The organism is Vibrio pectenicida, assembly GCA_024347015.1.
GTDB classification, from domain to species: domain Bacteria; phylum Pseudomonadota; class Gammaproteobacteria; order Enterobacterales; family Vibrionaceae; genus Vibrio; species Vibrio pectenicida.
In genome coordinates this window covers 1,894,555-1,919,650 of the sequence record AP024889.1, presented here as the reverse complement: position 1 = coordinate 1,919,650, position 25,096 = coordinate 1,894,555, and the positions used below count along the sequence as shown (strand labels likewise).

General features: G+C 40.0%; 25 protein-coding genes. 13 read left to right on the top strand and 12 right to left on the bottom strand.

All coding sequences use genetic code 11. The features are described 5' to 3' along the window. Nucleotides 1-16 precede the first annotated feature (16 nt). A complete protein-coding gene (locus OCV27_RS08965) occupies nt 17-622 on the bottom strand; it encodes a CoA pyrophosphatase (protein WP_125319780.1) in 606 nt (201 codons plus the stop codon). A gap of 84 nt (nt 623-706) precedes the next feature. Here OCV27_RS08965 and OCV27_RS08960 point away from each other — a divergent pair, with 84 nt between their 5' ends. Together OCV27_RS08960 and OCV27_RS08955 are read left to right on the top strand one after the other, a co-directional pair. Further along, entirely contained in the window at nt 707-1,261 is a 555-nt protein-coding gene (locus tag OCV27_RS08960; protein ID WP_125319779.1) for a heme NO-binding domain-containing protein, read from the top strand. Beyond that, nucleotides 1,254-2,948, top strand: a complete 1,695-nt coding sequence (locus OCV27_RS08955) for an ATP-binding protein (RefSeq protein WP_125319778.1) — start codon at nt 1,254-1,256, stop codon at nt 2,946-2,948. The genes OCV27_RS08960 and OCV27_RS08955 overlap by 8 nt, the downstream gene beginning before the upstream one ends. A gap of 14 nt (nt 2,949-2,962) precedes the next feature. Here the strand turns inward: OCV27_RS08955 and pabB are convergent, their stop codons facing one another. Continuing rightward, complete coding sequence (pabB, locus tag OCV27_RS08950) at nt 2,963-4,333, bottom strand: aminodeoxychorismate synthase component I (protein WP_125319777.1); 1,371 nt, start codon at nt 4,331-4,333, stop codon at nt 2,963-2,965. Nucleotides 4,334-4,537: 204 nt separating this feature from the next. Here pabB and OCV27_RS08945 point away from each other — a divergent pair, with 204 nt between their 5' ends. The 8 genes from OCV27_RS08945 to OCV27_RS08910 all read left to right on the top strand — a co-directional run bounded on the left by OCV27_RS08945 (nt 4,538) and on the right by OCV27_RS08910 (nt 12,201). Beyond that, entirely contained in the window at nt 4,538-6,055 is a 1,518-nt protein-coding gene (locus OCV27_RS08945; protein ID WP_125319776.1) for a fumarate hydratase, read from the top strand. A gap of 109 nt (nt 6,056-6,164) precedes the next feature. Continuing rightward, on the top strand, nt 6,165-6,350 hold the full coding sequence (locus OCV27_RS08940; protein ID WP_125319775.1) for a hypothetical protein: 186 nt from the start codon (nt 6,165-6,167) through the stop codon (nt 6,348-6,350). 133 nt (nt 6,351-6,483) lie between these two features. Further along, nucleotides 6,484-7,860 carry a YcjX family GTP-binding protein gene (locus OCV27_RS08935; RefSeq protein WP_125319774.1) on the top strand — a complete coding sequence of 459 codons (1,377 nt, stop codon included), beginning with the start codon at nt 6,484-6,486 and terminating at the stop codon, nt 7,858-7,860. Next, nucleotides 7,857-8,906 carry a YcjF family protein gene (locus tag OCV27_RS08930; RefSeq protein WP_125319773.1) on the top strand — a complete coding sequence of 350 codons (1,050 nt, stop codon included), beginning with the start codon at nt 7,857-7,859 and terminating at the stop codon, nt 8,904-8,906. The genes OCV27_RS08935 and OCV27_RS08930 overlap by 4 nt, the downstream gene beginning before the upstream one ends. Before the next feature lie 102 nt (nt 8,907-9,008). Then, entirely contained in the window at nt 9,009-10,553 is a 1,545-nt protein-coding gene (gene tyrR, locus OCV27_RS08925; RefSeq protein WP_125319772.1) for a transcriptional regulator TyrR, read from the top strand. Further along, a complete protein-coding gene (gene rimJ / locus OCV27_RS08920; RefSeq protein WP_125319771.1) occupies nt 10,553-11,128 on the top strand; it encodes a ribosomal protein S5-alanine N-acetyltransferase in 576 nt (191 codons plus the stop codon). The genes tyrR and rimJ overlap by 1 nt, the downstream gene beginning before the upstream one ends. Then, nucleotides 11,128-11,715: an HD domain-containing protein gene (locus tag OCV27_RS08915; RefSeq protein ID WP_125319770.1), complete on the top strand. Its 588-nt coding sequence runs from the start codon at nt 11,128-11,130 to the stop codon at nt 11,713-11,715. Before rimJ ends, OCV27_RS08915 begins: the two co-directional genes overlap by 1 nt. A gap of 12 nt (nt 11,716-11,727) precedes the next feature. Then, entirely contained in the window at nt 11,728-12,201 is a 474-nt protein-coding gene (locus tag OCV27_RS08910; RefSeq protein ID WP_125319769.1) for a DUF2947 domain-containing protein, read from the top strand. A gap of 68 nt (nt 12,202-12,269) precedes the next feature. On the opposite strand, the gene OCV27_RS08905 is transcribed toward OCV27_RS08910, so the two are convergent. After that, a complete protein-coding gene (locus tag OCV27_RS08905; protein ID WP_125319768.1) occupies nt 12,270-14,435 on the bottom strand; it encodes a S9 family peptidase in 2,166 nt (721 codons plus the stop codon). 252 nt (nt 14,436-14,687) lie between these two features. Here OCV27_RS08905 and OCV27_RS08900 point away from each other — a divergent pair, with 252 nt between their 5' ends. After that, complete coding sequence (locus OCV27_RS08900; protein ID WP_125319767.1) at nt 14,688-15,206, top strand: hypothetical protein; 519 nt, start codon at nt 14,688-14,690, stop codon at nt 15,204-15,206. 81 nt (nt 15,207-15,287) lie between these two features. On the opposite strand, the gene OCV27_RS08895 is transcribed toward OCV27_RS08900, so the two are convergent. From OCV27_RS08895 to OCV27_RS08860, 8 genes are all read right to left on the bottom strand, one after another. Beyond that, complete coding sequence (locus tag OCV27_RS08895; protein ID WP_125319766.1) at nt 15,288-17,123, bottom strand: hypothetical protein; 1,836 nt, start codon at nt 17,121-17,123, stop codon at nt 15,288-15,290. Nucleotides 17,124-17,147: 24 nt separating this feature from the next. Continuing rightward, entirely contained in the window at nt 17,148-18,071 is a 924-nt protein-coding gene (locus OCV27_RS08890; RefSeq protein ID WP_185759727.1) for a DUF7916 family protein, read from the bottom strand. Nucleotides 18,072-18,351: 280 nt separating this feature from the next. Continuing rightward, nucleotides 18,352-18,606 carry a Rho-binding antiterminator gene (locus OCV27_RS08885; RefSeq protein WP_125319764.1) on the bottom strand — a complete coding sequence of 85 codons (255 nt, stop codon included), beginning with the start codon at nt 18,604-18,606 and terminating at the stop codon, nt 18,352-18,354. 2 nt (nt 18,607-18,608) lie between these two features. Then, nucleotides 18,609-18,923 (bottom strand): cupin domain-containing protein, encoded by a 315-nt coding sequence (locus OCV27_RS08880; RefSeq protein WP_125319763.1) that lies wholly within the window; start codon nt 18,921-18,923, stop codon nt 18,609-18,611. 4 nt (nt 18,924-18,927) lie between these two features. Then, nucleotides 18,928-19,224, bottom strand: coding sequence for a Dabb family protein (locus tag OCV27_RS08875; protein ID WP_125319762.1), 297 nt, complete (start codon nt 19,222-19,224; stop codon nt 18,928-18,930). Nucleotides 19,225-19,459: 235 nt separating this feature from the next. Beyond that, nucleotides 19,460-20,134, bottom strand: a complete 675-nt coding sequence (locus tag OCV27_RS08870; protein ID WP_125319761.1) for a tail fiber domain-containing protein — start codon at nt 20,132-20,134, stop codon at nt 19,460-19,462. A 188-nt stretch (nt 20,135-20,322) separates the two neighbouring features. Beyond that, complete coding sequence (locus OCV27_RS08865; RefSeq protein WP_125319760.1) at nt 20,323-21,273, bottom strand: hypothetical protein; 951 nt, start codon at nt 21,271-21,273, stop codon at nt 20,323-20,325. Between the two features lie 265 nt (nt 21,274-21,538). Next, nucleotides 21,539-22,480, bottom strand: coding sequence for a hypothetical protein (locus OCV27_RS08860; protein ID WP_125319759.1), 942 nt, complete (start codon nt 22,478-22,480; stop codon nt 21,539-21,541). A 451-nt stretch (nt 22,481-22,931) separates the two neighbouring features. On the opposite strand from OCV27_RS08860, the gene OCV27_RS08855 reads away from it, so the two are divergent. Next, a complete protein-coding gene (locus OCV27_RS08855) occupies nt 22,932-23,138 on the top strand; it encodes a MarR family transcriptional regulator (protein ID WP_338156069.1) in 207 nt (68 codons plus the stop codon). Between the two features lie 29 nt (nt 23,139-23,167). Here OCV27_RS08855 and OCV27_RS08850 read toward each other — a convergent pair whose 3' ends face one another. Beyond that, the gene (locus OCV27_RS08850) at nt 23,168-23,845 is read right to left on the bottom strand and encodes a deoxycytidylate deaminase (protein WP_221740604.1); all 678 of its coding nucleotides are present in this window, start codon (nt 23,843-23,845) and stop codon (nt 23,168-23,170) included. A gap of 474 nt (nt 23,846-24,319) precedes the next feature. Between OCV27_RS08850 and OCV27_RS08845 the strand changes: the two genes are divergently transcribed. Then, a complete protein-coding gene (locus OCV27_RS08845; protein WP_125319757.1) occupies nt 24,320-24,913 on the top strand; it encodes a tyrosine-type recombinase/integrase in 594 nt (197 codons plus the stop codon). Nucleotides 24,914-25,096 lie beyond the last annotated feature (183 nt).

Below are 25,096 nucleotides of genomic sequence, written 5' to 3'. Positions count from 1 at the left end.
AAACGCTAAATGTTAGCTATGTATGCATTATATGTTTTTGCATAGCGTGGATAATTTGAGCTGTCATTCCCCAAATAAAATGCTTCTCGTAAGATAGGCCAAATATTCGGTGAGAGTGATTTTGTACATGGAAGCGTTCACTGTGAAGATGCTGTCTATCTAACACAATAGATACAGGAACTTCGAATACTTCATCGACTTCATTTATATCGATATTAGTCTGATAGTTTGGTGAAACGAAGGCAAGGAATGGAGTGACAGTAAAATGGCTGATGGTGATTAGTTCCGGCATTTGGCCGAAAATAGTGATTTCATTTACTGGTATTCCTATCTCTTCGTAAGTTTCTCGCAGGGCAGTATCGGCAAGGGAAGTATCACTGGTTTCATATTTTCCTCCTGGAAAGCTTATCTGCCCAGGGTGGTGTTTAAGGTGTTGTGCTCGTTTAGTAAATATAATGTTTAGGCCAGCTCCGCGTTCTACAAACCCAATTAATACTGAAGCCTTGCGTAATGAATTGCGTGGGACGTGAGCAACACGTCTCAAGGTTTCTTGATGATAGCTAACAGTTTGCTGTAACTGAAACTTCTGAATGATCTGATTTTTATTGAGCTCTGACAACACTTTAGCTCGCTCTCCTTATTTGAAAAACTTAACTTTATGATACATGCTTGATAGACCTCCATATTACTAAGGATAGCTCATTCTATGAAAGGTATTATCTTCACAGAGTTTATGGATTTGGTCGAGGAGAAATTTGGCTTAGATGCTCTTGATCAACTACTTTCTGATGCTGGTGATGAAGGCGTCTACACAGCAGTTGGCAGCTATGATCATAAAGATTTGGTACGCTTAATTGTACAACTCAGTAAGCAAACGGGTATAGATGCAGAAGAATTGCAGCGAGTGTTTGGTCAATCTGTGTTTGAGAATCTTTATCAATCCTTACCGGAAAGAAGCAGTTTACAAAGTTGTAAAAATTCACTCCAATTTATTCGTTTAGTTGAGGACTATATTCATGTTGAGGTGAAAAAGCTTTACCAAGAAGCTAAACCGCCGCGATTTGAATTTATTTCTGAAAGCGAAACAGAAATGGTTTTTGATTACAAAAGTGCTCGTTGTATGTCTCATGTTTGTCTTGGACTGATTGAAGGCTGCGCGAAACATTTTGGTGAAGTTGTCGATATCGTATTACATAACAATGATAAAAGTGGTAATGATGTGAGATTTAAAGTCGCAGTTTTAGGGAAAATAGATGAGTAGCCAAGGTGCTATTGAACGAAAACTTATCAGAGAAATTGCCTCGCGAAAGCAAGCTGAGCTGCTGTTAGAACAAAAAAGTCTTGAGCTATATGAGGCTAATCAGCAGCTACATCTTGTTCTGGGAGAACTTCAACGACAAACACACATTGATTTGCATAAACTTCAGTTTGAAGAACAGATCAATGAAACACTTCTTTACTTTGGTCGGGCATTTCTAAGCCGAACATTAGACGATGGATTGTTGGCTAGTTTGCTAGAGCGTTTGGATACATCGTCAGCATTGTGTAGTTCAGGAGTTTTCCTTACTTTAGACACAGTATCGACTGTAAAAGCTAGTCAATTCGGCTGTAGTCAAACCGAAAACGTTGAGTCAATTAAGCCCTTTGCTGAATGGAAGGAGGATCAACTTTCTATTCCATTAGAAGTTGAACACGAAGTAGTTGGTGAAATATCGGTTTTAGTTGTTGATAAAGATATTGAAGCTGATTTTATTGTTAGTCAAATACGTCTAATTGCCGACATTTTGTGCAGTGCCATTAACAGGCAAATTATATTGACCAGTAATCAACAGGCAAGGACACGAGCAGAGGAGTCTGAAAGAGCAACTAAAGAATTTGTTGCTATGATAAACCATGAACTAAGAACACCACTTAATGGTCTTTTAGGTAGTGCTGAACTGCTTTCAGATACGACTTTGGATGAAGAGCAGCGTACTTTTCTTACCAATCTTTCTCATTCGGGAGAATTGCTGCGTCATATCATCAACGATATTCTTGATTTCAGTAAGATGAATGCAGGAATGATGGAGCTTATCCCCTCTCAGTTTGCTAAAGCAGATCTGATAGGAATGTTAGAAAGTGTATTTACGAATAGGGCGCTTGATAAGGGAATTGGATTTATAGTTGATTGCCCTACAACTGTGCCAGCATATTTAATTGGTGACTTCGAACGTATATGTCAGGTTTTAATCAATGTGATTGGTAATGCTATTAAATTTACCATAGAGGGCAGTGTTAACATTGATATCAAGTGGAAAGATGACAAACTTGCTGTGCAGGTTAAAGATACTGGACTAGGCATTCCAGAGGAAGCTCAAGCGCTTCTGTTCGATCCTTTTGTACAAGCTGATTTAACTGCAAAGCGTAAGTTTGAAGGAACAGGATTAGGTTTGGCAATTTGCAAAAACTTAATCGCTTTAATGGGTGGGGACATTAGCTTTACCAGCCACCTTGGTGTAGGAACCCAGTTTGATATTATGATTCCTCTTAAAGGTGCAGCCGATCTAGAAATGAAACCAGAGTACCATGCCAGAGGATCCGCAAGACAGTTGGATACGCTTTCGATTCTGGTCGTAGATGATATTCGAATGAACCAAGTAATATTCAACCAAATGATGCGTAAAATTTCGATTGTTCCAGACATTGCTTCTAATGGTTTAGAGGCGATAAAATTAGTATCAGAGCGAGATTACGATATTATTTTTATGGATTGTAGAATGCCTGAAATGGATGGATTTGAAGCGACAGAATACTTGCGTGGACAAAAATACAGTAAGCCAATTGTCGCGCTGACTGCCGGTACGACTCTTGAAGAGCGTGAAAAGTGTATCCAGAGCGGTATGGATGACATATTGAGTAAGCCATATACCGCTAAAGAGCTAAAGTTAGTGATTGAAAAATGGGCTTAAACTCACAACCAACCCTAATTTTCTTCCAATACAGGTAAAATACGACAAAGTTTATCGAGCGTTTCTTGGTATTCAGCGCAGCTTTTGCTATCGGCAACGAGTCCCCCCCCTGCCCATACATAAAGGTGATTAGCTTCTGCAATGAGTGTTCGTATTGTGATACTCGTATCCATAACACCATGTCTGCTGATGTAGCCAATGCTGCCACAATAGGCACTTCGACGATGCGGCTCTAGCTCCTCAATGATTTCCATAGCTCTAATCTTGGGAGCCCCTGTAATTGATCCACCAGGAAAGCTTGCACGAAGCAAATCTGTCGGTGAATAGCGTTCATCCAACTCTGCGCGAATCGTGCTCACTAGGTGATGGACAGCGGGAAAGCTCTCAATATCAAAAAGCTTAGGAACATGAACGGTTCCGGGTTTGGCAACTCGACCGATATCGTTTCGTAGAAGGTCTACAATCATGAGGTTTTCGGCATGATCTTTTTCCGCATTAGCTAGCTCATGTGCATGTGCTGAGTCGATATCAATGCATGTGTGTCTTGGTCGTGTTCCCTTTATTGGCTTAGCTTCTATGTGGCGGTTGTTGACTTGTAAAAATCGTTCAGGTGACACACTTAGAATTACGCTATTGTCAGTTCTAATAAAGGCTGAGAATGGACCTTGATTGAACTCATCAAGCTTTTTGTATGCTTGCCATTCGCAGCCAACGAATTGCGCTTTAAATCTCTGAGCAAGGTTGATCTGATAGCAGTCCCCAGCATTCAAATAGTCTTTAACTTTAGAAAAGCGATCAACATATTCCTGTTTGGTCATGTTGGACTGCCATTCGGTTGCCAAAGCAAAATTGAGGGTAGGTTCTGAAGTTTGGTTCATCAACCAGTCATAATGAGTGCTAGTATCTTTTCCGACGACATATGCTGTTTTCTTATGATGATCGACAACAATGGCCCATTGGTAAAGCCCAACCGCCATATCCGGTGTGGCTAAATCCTGCTGTGCTATTTTTGGTAATAATTCAACTCTTCTCCCTAAATCATAGGAAAAATAGCCTAGTGCACCACCAATAAAGGGGAGTTCGCCTTGGTAGTCTAGCTTTGGTAACCATTTCTCTTGCAGTTTTTCTAGCAGATGAAAAGGATCTTCAGATGACTCGATTTGCCCATCGGGGGTGATAACTTGTGTTGTTTGGCCAGACGTTATCAATTTGATCAGAGGAGCGGCGACCAATATATCGAAACGGCTGTCAATGTGTGCTTGTGACGCTGAGCGCAGCAGCATAGCCCAAGGCTTGGATGCGATCTTACTAAAAAGCTGTATTGATAACTCTGGGTGATAGTTAATAGGCTTGATTTCTAAGCAATTTGACGTCTTTTGATTCATTTGTTTTTTTTGTGACAAAGAGATGGTTGACTACATAGCAAGAGAAGTGAAGCAAGAGTATCATATTGAGACCTATCGCCGCTACAATGACGTTTATAATAACAAGATAGTCTCAGCTCATCTAAACTTGTGATTATACGCAAGAGTATAAGCTTAGCTATACAAAGCGGTATAAAAGGCAGCATAACTATAACGAGGCATGCAATGACGGTAATTCGCAAGCAAGATGTGATCAGCAGTGTGGCTGATGCACTTCAATATATTTCTTACTATCACCCTCTAGACTTTGTTCAAGCCCTTGAAAAAGCCTACCACAAAGAGGAGAGTCAAGCGGCCAAAGATGCCATTGCTCAGATCCTAATTAACTCTCGCATGTCTGCAGAAGGCCACCGGCCAATTTGCCAAGATACGGGTATTGTGACCTGTTTTGTCAATATCGGGATGGGCGTCAAATGGGATAGTACAGATATGACGGTACAACAGATGGTCGATGAAGGTGTTCGACAAGCATACACTAATCCTGATAACCCACTGAGAGCATCTATTTTGCTCGATCCTGCTGGAAAACGAATCAACACCAAAGATAACACCCCAGCAGTGGTTCATATTTCTATGGTTCCGGGCAATGAAGTCGAAATACAGATTGCGGCAAAAGGTGGAGGCTCTGAGAACAAGACTAAGATGGTTATGCTTAACCCATCTGATGATATTGCTGAATGGGTTGAGAAAACCCTGCCAACCATGGGCGCTGGTTGGTGCCCACCTGGCATGTTGGGTATAGGTATTGGTGGTACTGCCGAAAAAGCGGCAGTTTTAGCTAAAGAGTCCTTGATGGGACATATCGATATCCAAGAACTTATCGATCGTGGACCGCAAAATGCAGAAGAAGAGCTTCGTCTTGATATCTTTAATCGAGTCAACAAGCTTGGTATCGGTGCTCAAGGCTTGGGTGGTTTGACGACAGTAGTTGACGTTAAAATCAACACAGCTCCAACTCATGCAGCCTCAAAACCAGTTTGCCTTATCCCTAATTGTGCAGCGACTCGCCATGTACATTTCACACTTGATGGAACAGGTCCTGCAGAGCTAATACCCCCTAAATTGGAAGATTGGCCAAAAATCACTTGGGAAGCCGGTACAAATACACGTCGTGTTAATTTAGACACAGTCACCAAAGCAGATGTTGAGCAATGGAAAACAGGTGAAACGGTCCTACTATCGGGTAAGATTTTGACGGGCCGCGATGCAGCCCATAAACGTATCCAAGGAATGATCGCAAGCGGTGAAGGTTTACCTAAAGGCATTGATCTTAAGGGTAAGTTTATCTATTACGTTGGTCCTGTCGATGCAGTAGGAGACGAAGCGGTTGGCCCAGCGGGCCCAACAACTTCTACTCGTATGGATAAATTTACCGATATGATGCTTGAAGAGGTAGGCATCATGGGTATGATTGGTAAAGCTGAGCGTGGACCTGCTACCGTTGAGTCAATTAAAAAGCACAAAGCTGTGTATTTGATGGCAGTTGGTGGCGCTGCTTATCTGGTTGCTAAAGCGGTTAAAAAAGCCAAAGTGGTCGCATTTGAAGATCTGGGTATGGAAGCGATTTATGAGTTTGAAGTCGAAGACATGCCAGTGACTGTTGCTGTGGATTCTAATGGTACGAATGTTCATCAAATTGGTCCAGACACTTGGAAGGTTAAGATTCAGGAAATGGAATCGTAATAAGGCTTGTCTTTGTACGCACTGTCAATAATATAGGTATACAAAGGTTATAGGGTGTAGCTTAGCTGCACCTTTTTTAATTTGAAGGTATATGATTTCAGGAGTATTTATGCCGCGATTTATTCGGACTTTGCAAACTATTATTGCTGTTTTTATAGGGTTTTTTGTTGGCTATGACATGATTTTTTATGGTGTGAGTGTATTTGATCAAAAATACGTGCGCTTAACTTTAGTTCTGTTTGTTCTTTTAGAACTTGCCTTGTTCGTGATCTATAAACTTATCGAGGATGATTAAAAACGAGCTAAAGCCATTTATTATAGTCACCCCAAAAATAGCTTCGACACTTCTATTCACATTAGGAGTTATTCATCTTTGATTAAGGTTATTGTAGCTAGAATAAGTGAGAGTTTAAATGAAGAGACCCTCAATGAAGAGTTTTCCTCGAGAATTGAATGAATTGATTAGCCGCAGTGTTGATTCACATGTTCGCGTTGCTGTTACAGGTTTGTCCCGCGCAGGAAAAACTGCGTTTATTAGCTCACTAGTTAATCAGCTACTTCATACATCGACCCATGATAATTTACCTTTACTTACTTCAGCGAGAGAGCGTCGCTTAGTTGGTGCCAAGCGAGAGCCTCAGATGGATATGATGGTGCCACGTTTTGGATATGATGAAGCAATGAGCCAGGTATTCTCAGTACCTCCTACATGGCCTGAGCCGACGCGTGACGTGAGTGAGATTCGTCTTGCACTGAAATACAAGCCGACCAAGAAAATCAAGAAGTTATTTGGCAACTCTTCAGTACTGCATCTTGATATTGTTGATTATCCTGGTGAGTGGTTATTGGACTTACCTTTATTGAACATGGATTTCCATCAGTGGTCACAAACTCAATTTGCAGCACTAAAAGGTCAACGTGGTGAACTGGCGCAAGATTGGCTTGATAGACTGAATCAGTTGCCTTTAGCTTCTCAAGTCGACGAAAAATCACTTGAGGCTACAGCAAAAGCGTATACTCAATACCTCCATGAATGTAAAAATTCAGGTTTGCATTGGGTACAGCCTGGTCGCTTTGTTTTACCGGGAGAGCTGGAAGGGGCACCAGTTTTGCAGTTTTTTCCTTGCCAATATGACCAAGAGGCAAAAATACCTAAGGGCTCAAACTTGGCGATGTTGATTGCTCGTTATCAAGAATACCAGCAGAAAGTAGTGAAAGCTTTTTACAAACACCACTTTTCTACCTTTGACCGCCAAATTGTATTAGTTGATTGTTTACAACCTCTTAATTCAGGCAGTGAATCGTTTTTCGATATGCGGCATGCCATCGAACAAATTATGCATAGCTTTCGATATGGAAGGAGTAACATACTCAAAAGGTTATTTGCTCCTCGAATTGACAAGATACTTTTTGCTGCAACTAAGGCCGATCACGTTACCCCTGATCAGCATCCTAATTTAGTATCTTTACTCCAACAGATGGTACATCCAGCTTGGCAAACTGCAGCTTATGACAATATTGAAATGAGTTGTATGAGTATTGCTTCAATTCAAGCAACACAAAGCGGTTTTATTAATCAAGCTAGTGATACTATTTCGGCTATTCAGGGAATAACCACACAGGGAGAAACATTCACTATATTCCCAGGAGAATTACCCAAAAAGCTACCACAGCCGGACTTTTGGATAAATCATGAGTTTAACTTTTATTCTTTTCGACCTTTGCCGAAATCTGAAGATGAGCCTTTACCTCATATACGCATGGATAAAGCAATAGAGTATTTAATTGGAGATAAACTCAAATGAATGACTCTAAGGATAACCAATTAAAAGCGCAGAAAATTTATACGCAAACGTTAGAAGATAAACCAAGAATGCATACTAGTGAACTGACAATACAACGGCAGTTTGATGATAAAGACACATTTATCACGGCAAAAGAGCAAGTTGATGAAGCAAATGTCGATATTGAAAAAAATCTCGAAAGGATAATTCAACCTCCTAAAAGAAAACGTTTTCTTGCCGGCGGCTTGTTAAGTGTTTTCACCGTTTTAATCGCTTGGCAATCGATAGATAGTCTATATACCTCGATTCAAATGGACGATTGGTTATCTGTTGGATGGGCTGGATTTGTTGCGATACTTGCTTCGTTGGGCGTTATTGCGATTGGTAAAGAGTTATGGTTACTTAAAAGGTTACGTCAACAACTTAGCACACAAGATAAAGCTGAATGTTTAATCACAAACAATAGTGTCGGGGAGGGCAAAGTTTTTTGCCAGTCGTTAGCTAAGCGGGCAAGGGTTGCGCCTACATCACCAAGTTATGTACGTTGGCAACAAGCGCTAAATGAATCGCACAGTGATAGTGAAATCATTGAAATGTATGATGCTATCGTTGTTGGCGAACAAGATAAAGAAGCGACTAAAATAGTGACTCAATATTCTACAGAATCTGCGGCACTGGTAGCGATAAGCCCTCTTGCAGTTGCCGACATGCTATTGGTTGCTTGGCGAAGCTTCAAAATGATTGATAGCTTGGCAGAAATCTATGGTGTTGAGCTTGGATATTTATCTAGACTGAAACTGTTTAAGTCAATTCTAATTAATATGGCATTAGTAGGAGTAAGTGAGCTTGCAATCGATGCAAGTGTGGATCTGTTGTCAATGGATCTTGCTGGGAAAATATCTGCTAGAGCAGGGCAAGGCTTGGGCGTTGGTATACTCACTGCAAGACTTGGACTAAAAGCTATGGCTTTACTTCGGCCGACTACTTGGCATTCTGAAAGGCAAGTCAAACTTGGCGCCATTCGTAAGCGTATCGTAGAAAAGATCGCCGCTTTAACAATCAAATAGCGCTATTGTGAAGCTGGTAATGTTGCTTTACTTGACGAGGATTTTCGCTTGGGGGAAACTACTGTCAACTTTTCCTGACACCTCAGACTAGGGATTTCCTCAGTGAGATTAGAAGTAATATGTGAAGACAGACTCGGGCTTACACGTGAGCTACTGGATATTCTGGCTTCTAGGAATATTGATTTACGAGGCATCGAAATTGATACCACGGGTATTATCTATCTTAATTGTCCAGATATTGACTTTGATACTTTCAGTGAGTTAATGGCCGAGATACGACGTATCACTGGTGTGAAGGATGTGCGTAAAATTCAGTTTATGCCGATGGAGAGGCATAATACCGAGCTTATTTCGCTGCTTAATAGCTTACCAGAACCGGTACTTGCGATTGATATGAAAGGTCATGTTGATATGGCCAACCATGCAGCCTTGAGTTTGTTCAATAGTGAACAAGAAGACATGATCGGGCATCCGATTACTAGTTTGTTACCAAACTTCAATTTTTCGAGTTGGACAGATGGTAAAGTAACGCGTCATCGTGAGGATGTAGTGATTGGTGGGTTAGATTATTCGATGGAAGTGATGCCAGTATATATTATTGCAGAATCCAACGAATCAATTTTGGCAAGTACAGTGATGATTATTCGCCCGAGCCAAGAAAAACCAATCTTAGTTGATTCTCTTCCCGCCCATAACAATCTTGGCTTTGAACATTTTGTAGGTGTCTCAAACCGACATAAGGCATTGATGGGACAGGCTAAAAAGCTTTGTGTGTTAGATCAGCCGTTGTTGGTTCAAGGAGAGACTGGAACTGGCAAAGAAATGCTTGCGAGGGCTTGCCATAACCGATCACACAGAGCAGCGGCGCCATTTTTGGTTTTGAGCTGTGCTTCTATGCCAGATGATGTCGCGGAGACAGAATTATTTGGTCATGCACCTGGCTCGTTTAATCATGAGCAAGGACACAAGGGAATATTTGAGCAAGCGGATGGTGGTACAGTATTTCTCGATGAAATCGGCGAGATGAGCCCACATTTACAAATCAAACTGCTCAGATTACTTCAAGATGGTACTTTTCGAAGAGTCGGTGCGGAGCAAGAGATTCATGTAGATGTGCGTGTGATTGCTTCTACTCGACATAACTTAGGTGAATTGGCTGAGTCTAGGTCATTTCGTGAAGATTTATTCTACCGCTTAAATGTTCTGACATTAAACATTCCTTCGTTACGTGAACGACCCAATGATATTGCGCCATTACTGGACTTATTTGTGTCTAAATATGTCAAGCAATTGGGAGTTAAAAAGCCCGAACTTAGTGAAGATCTAGTTGATCAACTCATTAATTACCAATGGCCTGGTAACATGCGTCAGCTAGAGAATATGGTTCTTAGAGCGCTAACAGAATTAGATTCAGCGACAATAACGGTAGATTTATTCCACCTTCCTCAATTAGAAAGCGCTACAGCGAGTGGCCCAGCAATTAATTTAGATGGGTCGCTAGATGAAATTATGAAGGATTATGAGTCCCAGGTTTTAGAGCGTTTGTATCAGTCTTTCCCTTCAAGTCGTAAGCTTGCGAAAAGACTGAATGTCTCTCATACCTCAGTTGCAAATAAGTTACGTGAATACGGAATAAGAAAGAACTAATGGAACGAGTAAGTACGTCGAAAAATGTTTATGAACAAGATGAGAACATCATCTTACGAACTGCTGAGCCGACCGATGGTAAATTGATTTCTGACTACTTTGTTGCTAACAAAGATTTTCTTAAGCCTTGGGAGCCCCGCAGAGAAGAAGCTTTTTACTCAGAGGCTGGTTGGACTCAAAGACTGATTAAGCTTCACGAGCTTCACCGAATGGGACTGGGATACTATTTGATTATTTTAGATAGTGACTCAGGAAATATGATGGGAACGGTATCTTTTAGCAATGTATCACGTTTCCCATTTCATGCTTGTAACCTAGGGTACTCTTTGGCAGAGAATGTCCAGGGTAAAGGGGCTATGACTAGAGCGATGAGATTGGCAATTAAATATATGTTTAATATACAAAATGTGCATCGAATAATGGCGGCCTATCTTCCACGTAATCATCGTAGTGAAGCAACCTTGATGCGCCTTGGATTTAAAAAAGAAGGAATCGCAACAGACTACTTGCTTATTGATGATGTGTGGGAAGACCATATTTTGAGTTCATTAGTCAATGAAAACTGGAAGGCTTGATGAGTCGCATAGAAAAACAGTTGTCCTTGCTCATGGAGTTAGATCAACTTAAGTCGGTTTTACGAAGAGCTAGAGTGAAAAGTGCCGATAATCGGCTGGAAAATAGTGCTGAACATAGTTGGCATGTAGCCATTATGGCTATTTTGCTCGAAGAACATGCCAATGAGTCGATAGATATTACTCGAGTGGTAAAAATGCTATTGCTGCACGATATCGTTGAAATAGATGCAGGTGACACTTTTGCCTACGATACCCAAGCTATCGAATCTCAAAAAGACAAGGAGTTGTCAGCTGCTAAGCGACTATTTTCCATGTTGCCTTGTGATCAGCAAGAGGAACTATTCAGCCTCTGGTGTGAATTTGAGGGTGCAGATTCAGCCGATGCTAAGTTTGCCAAAGCGCTCGATAGGCTTATTCCTATGCTGTTGAACTATCACAATGGTGGACAAGGCTGGTTAGAGCATGGGGTGACTTGTGATCAAGCGCTGGCTGTCAACCGAAAAATTGAAGATGGCTCTCAAGTACTGTGGGATCAAGCCAAAAAAATGATTGAAGATGTCAGCCATCAAGGATGGCTTAAAGCCTAATGAGGAAAATGAATGTCGTATCTCACTTTGGACGAATACCAAAGAAAATGGATTTTTACTCATCACTCTATGCCTGTTGCAGAGCATGATCTAGAGTTAATAAAACCCATGACTCAGGCCCGTTCTTCTCAGTTTTGGAAAGAAAATATTAGTACTCATAGCCCTGATGCTGATCGTTTAAGTTCGACTGACTGGCCGATGAAAACGTCCAATTGGGAGGAGAGTTTAGATTGGATGGTATCTTGGGAGTCAGATGATGAGGCTCTACCTCCTGGGGTAGATGAATTTCTCAGTTGGCAGGATGATGTTACAGTCTATTTTTGTTATGAAAAGTATAATATTGTTGAAACCAAGTGGTCCATCTTTAAGCGTTATTGGAAAAATTTTCTGTTTTATGATGATGGCCCGATCTTGATTGCTCGCCGACGCAAAGAAGCTTTGTGGTTTGATTCTAAAGGTAATATTAGAGTTGGGTACAGACAGTAAAGCTTGTTAATCAGGAATGTTGTTTATGTAACAAAGCCCGCAGTAAGCGGGCTTTGTTACTTGAAGAATCATTGTTCATTTAATAAGTCGAGGAAAAATGCATATTCAAGGGCGTCTTCTTTTAAGCGCTTAAAGCGACCAGACGCGCCGCCGTGACCTGCTTCCATGTCCGTTTTAAATAGTAATGCATTATTACCCGTCTTTATTTCCCGCAGCTTTGCCACCCACTTCATGGGTTCAAAATACTGAACTTGAGAGTCGTGTAATCCCGTTGTTACTAACATATTTGGATAGGTTTGAGCACTGATGTTGTCATAGGGCGAATAGCTCAACATATACTCATAGTAAGTCTTTTCTCCAGGGTTACCCCATTCATCATACTCGTTAGTCGTTAGGGGAATAGATTCGTCAAGCATAGTCGTAACTACGTCAACAAATGGAACATGAGCAGCGACACCTCGGTATAGTTCAGGCGCTTGATTTATCACGGCACCCATCAGCAGGCCTCCTGCTGAGCCTCCTACAGAAAATACCTTATCTTTTGAACCGTAACCCGAATCGGTGAGCGATTTCGTTACATCTATAAAGTCATTAAAGGTATTTTGCTTAGTAAGTTTTTTACCGTCTTCATACCATGGTCTTCCTAGCATTTCTGAGCCTCTGATATGCGCGATTGCATACACAAAGCCACGATCTAATAAGCTAAGACGCGCTGAGCTAAATGACGGGTTAATGGTATGCCCATATGATCCATAGCCATATTGGTATATCGGATTTGTGCCATCTTTTTTGAACTTGTCCTTACGGTATACCAAAGACACAGGTATCTGTTTGCCATCTCTAGCAGAGACCATAATGCGTTCTGATTGATAATTGTTGGCATCGAAATCACCTAGTACAGGTGTCTGCTTCATAACTTCGGGCTTACCCGTTACAAGATCAAAATCATAGTAGGTACCGGGGGTGGTTAAGCTACTGTAATAAACTCGTACCATTGAGTTATCAAGCTCATAGTTACCGGTAAAGTAGGCAGAAAAAGCACTATCGTTGAACTCTAATGGGAACTCTTTATCTGTTGATAGTTGACGGATTGTGACTGTTGATAGGCCGCCTTTACGCTGTTCGTAGACTAAGTGATCTTCAAATAAGGTAAAATCAACGAGTAAGGTGTCGTTGTCGGCAGCGATAACATCTTGCCATTTGCTACGGTCATGGATGTTATTTTGCTCTACTTTCATCAGACGAAAGTTCACTGCCTGGTAGTTGGTGTAGATGTAGTACCAATCATTAAGTTTAGCTATGCTATATTCGACTCCTTCTTCTCGTGGGTAGAAGGCTTTGGCGTTAGGCTGTGGATTATTAGCGTCAATAACCGACACGCTACTGGTTTCTGTACTTGAGTGGAAAATATAGACTTGCTCCCCGTCTTTACTCTTACCGAGGGAGGTATAATAAGCATCGTCTAATTCTTCGTAAATTAAGGTGTCGCTACTTTGTGGTGTGCCTAGAATGTGGTGATAGACTTGAAAACCTAGCAGAGTTTGTGGATCTTTCTTGATGTAATAAAACGCTTTATTGTCGTTTTGCCAAGCAATATCACTCTCAGCTCCTTCCACTTTATCAGCTAAGTAGGTACCGGTGTCTAAATCTTTGACACGAATGGTATAGACTCGCCGACTTAAAGTATCTTCTCCATAGGCCAAAAGTGACTCATTTGGGCTAACGTAAAGTCCCCCGATATTAAAAAATTCGTGCTCTTTTGCTAGTTCGTTAGCATCTATTAATAGCTCGGAGTTTGTGCCTGCAAAGTCTTTGGCACGTCGATATATTGCGTACTCATTATCCCCCAACACCTGACTAGAATAAAAGTAGTTACCTTCTTTAACTGGCACCGAATTGTCGTCTTTAGCAATGCGACCTTTTATCTCCTCAAAAAGCTGCTCTTGTAATCTTTCCGTGTGTTTTAAAACAGTATCAGCATATTGATTCTCTTGTTCAAGGTGCTGCAAAATTTTTGTGTCTTTCCGTTTATCATCACGCATCCAATAATAGTTATCGATACGAGTTTCACCATGGCTTTCTAGAACATGGGGAACTTTCTTCGCCACAGGCGCTTGAGTTTGTTGAGCAGTTAGCTCGACTTGAGAAGGTTGAGTCACGGTTTGAATTCCTTGGTTGCTGCAGCCAGAGATCAATGTCGCTGATACAGCCAATGTAATGAGGGAGAAACGCATAAAGCTCCTTAAAAATACGTTCAAAGTGGCAATAAGGTATTACTTCTTGTAATGCCATTAATATTCAATAGCTTGTGCGCAATTATATGCTTGGCTTTTAGTTACGCTAGCAGACATAAAGAAGTGGATCAAATATTATCACCAAGAATGTTTTTTACCGTTTGTTATTCATAATAGTTAGAAAATTGATAGACAAATCATTTCGAGTAAGTTAGAAAGGTATACGCTATCTTGCTGACGAGGAAACTATCTATGAGAAAAACCTATATTGCTTCATCTCTAATTGCATCACTTTTAGCACTTAATGTTTATGCTTCGCCAATTACTCCTGAAGAAGTGGAAGCAGCCCAAAAGGGTTGGGGTGAAGGCATCATTGCAATTGGTAAAGCAAAAGATGCTCGCAGTGCTGCGACTAAACACATTAATAAGTTTTATGCTTATGACTTAGGCACAGTGCTTTTCAAGCCTACATTGGCGGTAGAAGATCAATTTAGGCATTCAAAATCAGAAGCGCTTTCTTACTTTGTTGGTGGAGAAATTGCTGAAGATAACGGTTTTGCTTTAGCTCCATATACCAATGTTCGTTGGGAAAATGAAGGCGTTATTACTGACAAGAATTCAGATATGGCGATGGCGATGGGAAATTATTTCTTCACTAGAACTGATGGCCAAGAAGTGAAAGTAGAATATACCTTTGGTTATATCAAAGACGATGCAGGAAATGTGAGAATAAATCTACATCATTCATCTCTACCATACAGCCCGAAGTAACACTAATAGTTACTTAAGCTCAATTAGCATATTAATTTAACAGCCCGCTAGTGAAAATATAGCGGGCTTTTTTATTAAGGACTAAAATCCTGTATAGGGTGATTGATACAATTTTTCAGTTACTTTAGCTCTTTCTTCAGCATTTATATTTTTTTGAAAAATAGCCCGTATTTTTTCTAACATAGGTAGTGACTGAGCTGTATTCTGATCCGTTTCTAAAAAAAGCGCGAGTGATGTTGTGTCCATTAGTTTATCCAGAGCTTCTTGTTGTGAAATCGCCTGATGGCTTGTAGTTAGCTTAATACCTTGAGGTACTTCTCTTCCTATATTGTCATCCAGCTGACCAACAAGTTTAAAGAATCTTCGATGAACAGTCAGGTGATGATTACGTCGCATACCTTGCTCCCGAAGAGCAAACTTACGCGATTGTTCACTTGGTGAAGCATCACCAAATAAAGTATCACAAGCTTGTTTTACGTAAGTCTCTTCATTCTGGACTGCTGAAAATAGTGAACGCATATTTCGTGCACTTGTGGCTAAAGGGCGTTTAAAAAAATTATCTAGTGTGTTGGGTAAATTTTTATTTAGCCCTGATGTTATGTACTTAGCCATAATCGAATGCTTCTGTAGATATAAAGCGTTGGCTTCTTGCTCATTGTGTTCTTCAATTGGTAAAACTAAGAGGTTGGAGGTTGAACTACCGGTATTATGTAAATACACCGATTCGCCAGTAGTGCCGGCTCCAGCCGTTGTGATTCCATCAGCATCAGCGATGTAGCTTAAGTGAAGCGCATTGTATTTTGGGAGCGCATTTGCCCCACAGATCATAAAGAGATGATCTTTAAACCCGGGCTTGCCGTGGTTTATACCATCAATAATATATTGAATAATGATATCGTTTTTTTTATGTGCGTAGACATAGGTCATTCTTTTGATTTGAGTATGATTAACCGATTTGTCGGCAGTAATTACGCCTGTGAATTCAATAGGGCTAGTTATTTCGATAGGTGTTTGAGCATGATTTAGAGCGACTTTGTATACTGCTTGCCTTGCTTCATCAAGGCTATTTTGTTGAGTGATTTTGAGCTTAGCTAACGATTTAGCTACATCCTGAAGTGTGTTTTTTTCTCCAAGGCCAATGTGAGATATTTGCTCTCCAGTACCTCCTAAAACCTTAGTAAGTAATGCATTTTTAGGGTTATGATCATGTTGATCGTTTGGCTGGAGCATAATGGCGTGATTTTGCTGGTCCACTCTATGGGTTGACATAATATTGTGCTTCCCCGCCGCTTTTTGTAGATCTGGAGCCATGTCAGTTAAGACGTAGATTTTTTCTTCTGCTATCAATCTTTTAGACTTTTCACCTACAATATAAGAGAAAATATTTTTTGCTGTAATGGTTGGTAGTGATTGATAGGATACGTCGCTATTATTTGGGTGGAATAGCTTCGCATCTGCTAGCGTTTTGTTGCTAACTTCTCTTTGAGGATATGATGCGAGACGACGCATAATGTTAGTATCATCTGAGCCGCCACTCTTTGTAAGGTAGCCGTAAATAGGTTTATCAGATTGCGTCAGTATAACATTGACTTTGTTTGCTGACAGTAATCGACATAAGTCTGATAGTGGCTTTCCAAATGCACTTTTACCTTTGTTGGTGTCAGGCCAAGCGGGTGGAACATGAAAAATGACACTGCTCCCATGGGGAAGTTTGTTTTTTTCTAATGCCATCTTAACGATATTAAGTGTTCTACCTGTGTGTCCACCTCCGGTTGGTGAATAACCCACGATAAGGCATTTCGCATTTTCAATTTGAGCTGTTTGGCGAAGAGAATCAGATATTGTTTTCTGACGATTTGTTGTCGTTGATGGAATAGAGTTCTCTGATGCGGGGAAAAGGGGGACATTAATCAACATGTTTGTTTCCGCTATTATTAGATTTTATCGTAATATCGAGCGAGCCATGCGAGAATAGGTGTGGCGCACACCTCGAATTGCGATACTGTAGTTACGTATATTTTCTGGGAGTGCGATTCCGGTATAACCTGTGTCGCCAATATGATGTAAGTCAGCTCCTGCCATTTTACTCATCAAGGCAATGCGCCTAATGGTTTCACTGTCAGCGCCTTCTTGAGACGTTCCTATCGTTGTCATAGCGAGGACATTGTGGCTGTGGGCTTTCTCTATTAATGATGATACATAAGACTCAGACATGCCTGGTACGGTTCCTGGTGCAGGCAATAAAACTACATCTGCACCGCAGCTAGCAAACTGTGATATGTCTAGGCTGGTAACGAGTGTTTTACTACCTTCTGAAATGACGCCAGCTCCATGCATTTTTCCTGCAATGATCAATATATCGTTCTTCAGCTGTGCCCTAATCTGCTTGAGTGATTCGGTAATGGCTCGATTAGAGACCCCATTACTCGGATTACCAGTAAGAACGATAAAATCGCATTCCATATTGATTAATGTATTTACATTATCGGCGGTTGCTGCTCTTCCTGAGCACATTGCCCACAGTTCATTATGTTTCTGGGCAAATTCAGGATCGACAGCTTCTAAGTTGACACCAACTGGGCGTCCTGTCAGCTGTTTCAATGTAGCAATAACACTTTTAGGATGAGTCCCTTTTGGTAGGCCTATTACATCTGGGTTGTTGACGTCAAACATATTGAGCAGGAGTAAATCTGCTCCTTGTGAAGCAGCCAATTCAGCATTGGTTATGCCCATTAACATAGGTTGTACTTTAGAAATCGTTTCACTCAGTAGCACTCGACCTTCACTTGCTTTTATCGCATGTATCAAGTCCGACTTGGTCATATTGTTAAAGTCAGAGGCACTGCAGTCTAATAATCTTTTCATTATCGCTTCTTTAAATTTGGCGGGGGAGAGGGTGCTGACCTTTCTGTTTGGTTTTTGTTTAGTTTGTGAAAGGTCAACACAGCCTAGCTATTAACAGGTGGGTATGTTTTCAAAATTTTTGAGTCAAGAAAAGGGTAAATCTAGGATTATTTATTTCCCTTTTTAAAGGTTTTTAACAATCTAGCGTTAATTAGCATCAGGAGATTGTATGTTATCGTTAATTGGTGAGTAATATATGAAGTAATACCCAATGTAGTAATATTATTTTTAAGGGTAGTTTTTAGCTTAATTGCTGAAAGACAATTTCTCTAAAGTGAGGGTTATTGATCAGGGCCGTCATTGACACTAGAGTTTCAGTTGGTATTTGTATATCACCACATAGCGTTTCGATGACAATGCACTCTCTGCGATGATCGTCATAGTTGGTTGTTTTAGCTTTTCCTTCAAAGACTTGAGCGGACTCAGTGACTAAGCGAATAGGAATTTGGTAAAGACAGGCTATTTCTATATAATCGTATTCGCTACAGGAAATCATCTTCAATCCTTATAAAACAGTGCCAACCAAATAGTTTCCACACTGGGTGTGGTATAAGTTACTCTGTGTTTAGTATGGGCCGGAATATTAAGGTTATCACCTGCTTTTAGCTCGATTTCTTCCCCAGTCTGGTATTGGATTTTTGCATGACCCGTTAATACTACAACCCATTCATGTTCATCCTGATCGTACCAAAAGTCTGGTTCGGAGCATTGACCTTTAGAGACAATACGTTCTAGGCGAAATTGATGCCTACAAATCAGAGTATCAAAGACTTCGTTGGTTAAATCGTTAGGTAGTGATGACAGAATATTCATAAAACTAAACGGTGTAATCAAAGACGATAATATCTTCAAGGATCGGTCTGAAGATATTCTTTAATACATCATGTGCGGGGTGAGGCAAGTAGCGTTGACGACCAGCTTCATCAGAAAATGTCATCATTACGCAATGCGTATAGTGTTTATTCTTGCCTTCAGAGCTATCATTTAAGCCCCATTCGACGTACTCCACGCCATCAATAATATTGGGCATGGATAAAAAAGATTGTTTTAATTCTTCTACCTGTGGTGGAGTAGCATCATCTTTAAATTGAATAAGGAGAATGTGTCGTATCATGCTATGGCCTATTTTTTTCTTTGGCAATTGGTTAGTAATCAATACTACAGCTTTGAAACAACAGTGCAAATTGTAATAGATGCTTTCTTGGGGTGAGTTTTAGGTACTTAGGTATGTCACTTTGATTGTATACGGTATTCGAATCTTAAGAGTTCCTGATATTGGATTAAAGTAATAAAAATTTTTAGGACTCTATGGTCCATTGCTGTATTTGCCACAATGGACCACTCTATAGTTATTGCTGTGATTCTAGTGTTTCAACCCTTGTTTTTAGTTCTTTGATAGATTCTAGTAGTACGGGAATAAAGCCGATATAATCAACTCTCAGAGTGTATGGGTCATATTGTTCAACTAGCTCCGGTAACTCAGATTGTACTTCTTGTGCTATAATACCGTATTCGTATTGGCCAGCTAAGTGGCCTTGGATGCTATCTGGACGCCAAGAGTAGCTATAGCCATTAAGGCGGCTTAGCTTATCTAAGCTATTTTGTAAGGGTTGAATATCTAGCTTTAAATTTATATCACTTATTCTAGGCATGCTATTTGTCGGAGGGATATACCCAGCAGCAATAGAATAAGTATTGGTCTCCTCATCATAAAGCATAAACTTATACCATGAACTCAAAGAGTTTTTAGCTGGTTGAGCAAGATATTGACTGCCAAATTCGGTTTTGCATTGTTGATTAACGTCAAGATAACTAGACCTTATAACCAGAAAATAGTCCCCACGATACTCTTCTCTTTCTACCCATGAACCATCAATGACGACCTGCTCTTCATTATCATTTTCTAGCCAATCCCAATGACTTCCATCAGGTTTAGAACAGAACACATTTGACTCATCCGCGAGTGTATGACTCGATAATATGACAGAGAAACTCACACTTAATATCAAATTAAATAATTTCACTACTTCCCTTTAATATCAATGCAAAAAACATGGGTATTGTATTGATATTGGTCATGAATGCAACTGATTGCATTTTTTAATGCATGGTTTTGCAACTTTTATAGTTGTATGGTGTTTTTTGAGGGATAGATTGGGTTGCAAACTCAAATATACTGAGGCGAGTAGTGACTCGCCTCAGTAACTTAAATTTATTGATTTTTCATTTCGTAGCGGACTTGTTTATTGACTTTTAACTGGGGAATGGAGACATTAAGTTCCAAACTATCCGGCAAGTTATCATTGTCGTTATTTTGATATTGATACGTGTAAGTTGTTTCAATATTGTCGACAGTTTGCTTCAATGTTTTAATTGGCTTAAATGCAAGGCCGAAGAAGTCCATATCAACTTTCCACTCCTTAACAGGGTCAACATAGTAAACGCCATATATTGAAGCATCATCAAGGTAGGTCATTTCTATGGTCTTTTTCCCTTGAGAGAAAATCTTCTGAGTTACTTTTTTTATTTCACCATTTGGATGATACCGAAGTAATAACGTGCTTTTCTCTCTAGGTGATGACATTTTTACTTCACGAATCTTTCTCAGCTTTCCGTCGTCATGATAAGTGTAATGAAAATTTGTGACCGACATGTCATCACCCGATAGTGGTGTTTGTATGCGTTGGGTGAGTTTATTGTTCTCGTTATAGACATATTCAATACTATAGGTTGCGATAGGTGTGCCGTTTAGATCGGCTGCATCTTGGTGAAAAACTTTCTTCGTTTCTAAAGTGACCTGACCTTGCTCGTTGTATGTATACAAAGAAATAAAGTTTTGTTTGGTATGTCTGACGTAGCTATTAATTTCGCCTTGTTTCATTAGCGCTTTAGCCGACTCTAGCCAGCCGTCACTATTGTAGATGTAATCGAAAGTACTATCGGCGTAATCACGTTGTGTGACTCGACCTAAACCATCGTATGAATATGAAGAAGCAATGGTAGTTTGGTTATTATCGGTTTTGAAAATTTGCGTGAGGCGAGATGTATTGGCTTGAACTGTGTTCAAGTCAACATAGTCTTCAAAGACTGAGTAGTGTTGGTATGCATTAGTACTAAATGCAGTAAAAATCGCTAGGGCTGCAAAACTTGTTTTTATATTCATATGTAAAGCCTGTTAGTTATAGTTTTTGTTATCGTTGAAGGAATAATTATCCATCAAAATATTCCTTTCCAATTGATGAATTGGAAGGAGATATGAAACTATCAGTTATGCTTGCAATTGTTAATCATATTGTATTTATGAGCTTAATTTAATATTAAGAAAATGTTTCAAAAGGCTTAAAGATATGATGTGTATGGCGAAAGGTGGGACCGTAGCTTTTTTTCTGAAAAGTAAAAAAGGCGAGTATAAACTCGCCTTAACGGTTTTATTGATTTGTCATTTCATAGCTAATTTGTTTGCTGAAATAAGGCGATGAAATAGTCAGCTGTAAACTATCTGCTAAGTTATCATTATCGTCATTTTGATATTGATAGCTGTAAGTGGTCTCAACACCGCCGACAGTTTGCTTGAGAGTTTCAATAGGTTTAAAGGTAAGGCCAAAGAAATCCATATCAACTTTCCATTCTTTAACAGGATCTGAGTAGTAAGGGCCGTATATAGAAGCGTCGTCAAGATATGTCATTTCTATGGTTTTACTTCCCTGAGCAAAAAGGTTTTGGGTTGCTGTTTGAATTTCACCATTGGGGTAGTATTGGAACGATAGGGTACTTGTTTCTGTCGGAGTTGATAGTTTTATCTCTTGTATTTGTTGTAACTTTCCGTCGCTATGATAGGTGTAGTTGAAGTTTTTGACAGACATATCTTCACCCGACTGTGGCGTCTGTACGCGTTGGGTGAGTTTATTGTTCTCATAGACATATTGGATACTATAGGTCGCTATTGGTGTGCCGTTTAGATCGGCAGCCTCTTGGTGAAAAATTTGCTTGGTTTCTAAAGTAACCTGCCCTTGTTCATTGTAGTTATATAAAGAAATAAAGTTTTCTTTGGTATGCCTAATGTAGCTATTAATTTCACCGTGTTTCATTAAGGCACGAGCTGAAGCTAACAAGCCGTCGCTGTTGTAGGCGTAATTAAGGGTACTGTCAGCGTAATCACGCTGTGTTACTTGGCCCAAATCATTATAAAGATAGGAGGCCGCAATGGTAGTTTGGTTATTATCAGTTTTTGAGATTTGAGTGATACGAGATGTATTCGCTTGAACAGATCCTAGGTCAGCATAATCTTCAAATACTGCATAGTGTTGATACGAATGAGCGTTAAATGCAGCAAGAAGAGCTAGGGTTGTTAAGCTTGTTTTTATAGTCATAGTTTGAAGCCTGTTAGTTATTATTTTTGTAATTAATAGGGAAATACTTTTTCCCATTTATTTCCCTTTCAAATAGATTACTTGAAAGGGAATATAAAACTAACAGCTTATATTCATGGTGTTAATACCTAGAATTGATATGTGCTTGGTTTAATATTAACAAAATGTTTCTGAAAGAAGCTGAGCCAAGCTTAGATATACTGCTAGGTGGAGTTGCAAAAGCTGTCGCGCTTAACCACTATTCATTGCTAAAAATTGCTGGCGAAGCTGCTCTAGGTCTGGTTTTCGATAAACATTTCATTCTAAATTGATCATTCAGATCAATAGTTAAACTCAATTTCAATTCTTAATTACAGGGGGTAATCCTGTTATGTCGTTTTTATGCCAAAATACACCGATAAACGAGGCTCTTATAACTGCTGCGCGCAATTGTCCTCACCAGGTGGTGCGCGTGAAGCCAACCAAAACTCAGCTTAAAGTGCTCGATGCGATCAAAGCAGGAGAAAGCGTGACAGCATCACAAATTGCTGGGCGATGTGATTTGTCGTCACGCTTCACGAGTACTCTGTTAAAAGGGCTTGTTGAAAAAGGCTATCTCTTTAGGAGGGGAGACAGCCGTTCGTTTGGTGGGGTGGAGTTTAGTTACTCACTAGTTTAATCTGAACTAACTGAGAAATCGCTGTATTGCTAACTACCGTCATTCAGCTCTTTATAGAAAATACATTCTACACCTGCTTCACGGAGCATTGTAATAGCAAGCCGACCTATTTCATGCCAATCAGTATGGCCTTCTTCAACTTTCGGCGCTTCAAGTTCTGATAGTGGTTCTTCAGCAAAAATTCGTTTAATTCCAGATTGGATAATTGGCCCAGCACATCTTGCACATATTGGTTTCCCAACAACATATAGATGACCATCAGCAGCTCTCGAACCAGCAGCTACAATAGCATTTACTTCTGCATGTACGATGATGTTCAGCTTTGTTTTCTTCTCGTCATACCGTTCATCATCTTTGACACCGAACGGGAAACCATTGTAACCAAGGGTTATATCTCCCCCCTTTTTAGAAACCAATACAGCACCTACTTTTGATTTATCCTTAGACCATTCAGAAACATGTTTTGCGAGATTAATCATTCTGTCTCGCCATTTAGTTTTTGTGATCTTTTCTTCTTCGTAAAGTTCGTTGATTACATGTTCAATGTGATTGTGGAGGTGATCGTCGATTAGTTCAGGCCTACCAGTATTTTCAATTAACTTTTTCACTACTTTTAATGTAACTAGACCATCTAGGCTTTTTTTATTGGCTAACTCTAGAACATGGTATTCGTTATCTAATAGCTCGCGGAGGATTTTTACGTCCATGATTTTCTCTTTATGTATTTAGTTGCGCATAGGCTACATGATTGTTATTTCCTCATTAAGCGTGTGGTTTTATATTTGTGATCTATTTTAGCCCGGACTTTGTAAGAAAATAATACGTAATGTTCTGCCAAATAGGTTCTTTGTACATGATTTGCAGGTCAAACGAGGGTGACCCTCGTGAAATAAAAATTTTTCGGTTACATAAGTCACCACCACCAAGGTTCGGATTACTAAACAATCTGACTTATGAAAGCCCGGCGTGATGCGTAACGCTACACTTGTAATGTTTAGTTTGTATACCATTATTTTATGAGCTAACTAAGATTTGCCCCAAAGTTGGCTAGATCAAATACTCTAACTCATTCAAACAGCTAACCCTTTTTGTCTCTAAACCGCATAAGTATTCAATATATCGTTTCTAAACTCTAACTAAAATTCATAGGGCCACTTCTCAAATTATATTGGAGGTCAACTATGTGGACGAAGAAAGGTCACCTAACTGGGCAGAAAAAGCCCTTTAAGCTTGAGGATATCTGGCGGATTCGTACTAGGATCGAAATCGAAGGTAACATCATGGAGCTAGCGTTGCTCAACCTAGCGATCGATTGTAAGTTACGCTCTTGCGACTTGCTCAGGATGAAAGTAAGAGATATCTCTTCTGGCGGCGTCATTCAAAATCGTGTGCTTTACAGCCAAAGCAAAACTGGCCGAAAGGTACAGTTTGAAATCACTTCCCGTACAGCACAGTCCTTGAGTCATTGGTTGATACACAGTCAACTTTCTGCGCCAGACTATCTTTTCCCAAGCCCTCGCAAACAAGGGAAACCTATAAACTATAGTTACTATGCCACCATTATTCACCGTTGGGCAGCTGAACTTGGCTACGATCCTTATCTTTATGGTACGCACTCAATGCGTCGAACAAAGGCGACGTTAATTTATGCTCGGACCAAAAACATTAGGGCTGTTCAACTATTACTGGGACATGTGAAACTGGATAATACAATTCGGTATTTGGGGGTCGAGATAGAGGATGCGCTGAATATCTCGGAAAGGATAGACTCATAGTAAAGCTAAACAATAATTTTGAATTAATGTTATCTTTATTTTTCATTATAGGTTCGTCTGCTCATGCTAGTTGTTGAAAATTAAGGGGGCATCTAGCATGAATAGAGCTATAGGAAAAGCCTGACTGAATGGTAACAACTACTGAGGTAGGCTGTCCCTAAAACACATTCTGAACAAAAGATA

What these genes read in the sequence shown, in the direction of transcription:
- rimJ (WP_125319771.1), top strand. Translation starts at nt 10,553, where the DNA reads ATGGAACGAGTAAGTACGTCGAAAAATGTTTATGAACAAGATGAGAAC.
- OCV27_RS08860 (WP_125319759.1), bottom strand. Translation starts at nt 22,480, where the DNA reads ATGACTATAAAAACAAGCTTAACAACCCTAGCTCTTCTTGCTGCATTT.
- OCV27_RS08875 (WP_125319762.1), bottom strand. Translation starts at nt 19,224, where the DNA reads ATGATACGACACATTCTCCTTATTCAATTTAAAGATGATGCTACTCCA.
- OCV27_RS08945 (WP_125319776.1), top strand. Translation starts at nt 4,538, where the DNA reads ATGACGGTAATTCGCAAGCAAGATGTGATCAGCAGTGTGGCTGATGCA.
- OCV27_RS08895 (WP_125319766.1), bottom strand. Translation starts at nt 17,123, where the DNA reads ATGTTGATTAATGTCCCCCTTTTCCCCGCATCAGAGAACTCTATTCCA.
- OCV27_RS08910 (WP_125319769.1), top strand. Translation starts at nt 11,728, where the DNA reads ATGTCGTATCTCACTTTGGACGAATACCAAAGAAAATGGATTTTTACT.
- OCV27_RS08845 (WP_125319757.1), top strand. Translation starts at nt 24,320, where the DNA reads ATGTGGACGAAGAAAGGTCACCTAACTGGGCAGAAAAAGCCCTTTAAG.
- OCV27_RS08915 (WP_125319770.1), top strand. Translation starts at nt 11,128, where the DNA reads ATGAGTCGCATAGAAAAACAGTTGTCCTTGCTCATGGAGTTAGATCAA.
- OCV27_RS08885 (WP_125319764.1), bottom strand. Translation starts at nt 18,606, where the DNA reads ATGATTTCCTGTAGCGAATACGATTATATAGAAATAGCCTGTCTTTAC.
- OCV27_RS08880 (WP_125319763.1), bottom strand. Translation starts at nt 18,923, where the DNA reads ATGAATATTCTGTCATCACTACCTAACGATTTAACCAACGAAGTCTTT.
- OCV27_RS08935 (WP_125319774.1), top strand. Translation starts at nt 6,484, where the DNA reads ATGAAGAGTTTTCCTCGAGAATTGAATGAATTGATTAGCCGCAGTGTT.
- OCV27_RS08890 (WP_185759727.1), bottom strand. Translation starts at nt 18,071, where the DNA reads ATGAAAAGATTATTAGACTGCAGTGCCTCTGACTTTAACAATATGACC.
- OCV27_RS08940 (WP_125319775.1), top strand. Translation starts at nt 6,165, where the DNA reads ATGCCGCGATTTATTCGGACTTTGCAAACTATTATTGCTGTTTTTATA.
- OCV27_RS08930 (WP_125319773.1), top strand. Translation starts at nt 7,857, where the DNA reads ATGAATGACTCTAAGGATAACCAATTAAAAGCGCAGAAAATTTATACG.
- OCV27_RS08960 (WP_125319779.1), top strand. Translation starts at nt 707, where the DNA reads ATGAAAGGTATTATCTTCACAGAGTTTATGGATTTGGTCGAGGAGAAA.
- pabB (WP_125319777.1), bottom strand. Translation starts at nt 4,333, where the DNA reads ATGAATCAAAAGACGTCAAATTGCTTAGAAATCAAGCCTATTAACTAT.
- OCV27_RS08955 (WP_125319778.1), top strand. Translation starts at nt 1,254, where the DNA reads ATGAGTAGCCAAGGTGCTATTGAACGAAAACTTATCAGAGAAATTGCC.
- OCV27_RS08905 (WP_125319768.1), bottom strand. Translation starts at nt 14,435, where the DNA reads ATGCGTTTCTCCCTCATTACATTGGCTGTATCAGCGACATTGATCTCT.
- OCV27_RS08865 (WP_125319760.1), bottom strand. Translation starts at nt 21,273, where the DNA reads ATGAATATAAAAACAAGTTTTGCAGCCCTAGCGATTTTTACTGCATTT.
- OCV27_RS08850 (WP_221740604.1), bottom strand. Translation starts at nt 23,845, where the DNA reads ATGGACGTAAAAATCCTCCGCGAGCTATTAGATAACGAATACCATGTT.
- OCV27_RS08900 (WP_125319767.1), top strand. Translation starts at nt 14,688, where the DNA reads ATGAGAAAAACCTATATTGCTTCATCTCTAATTGCATCACTTTTAGCA.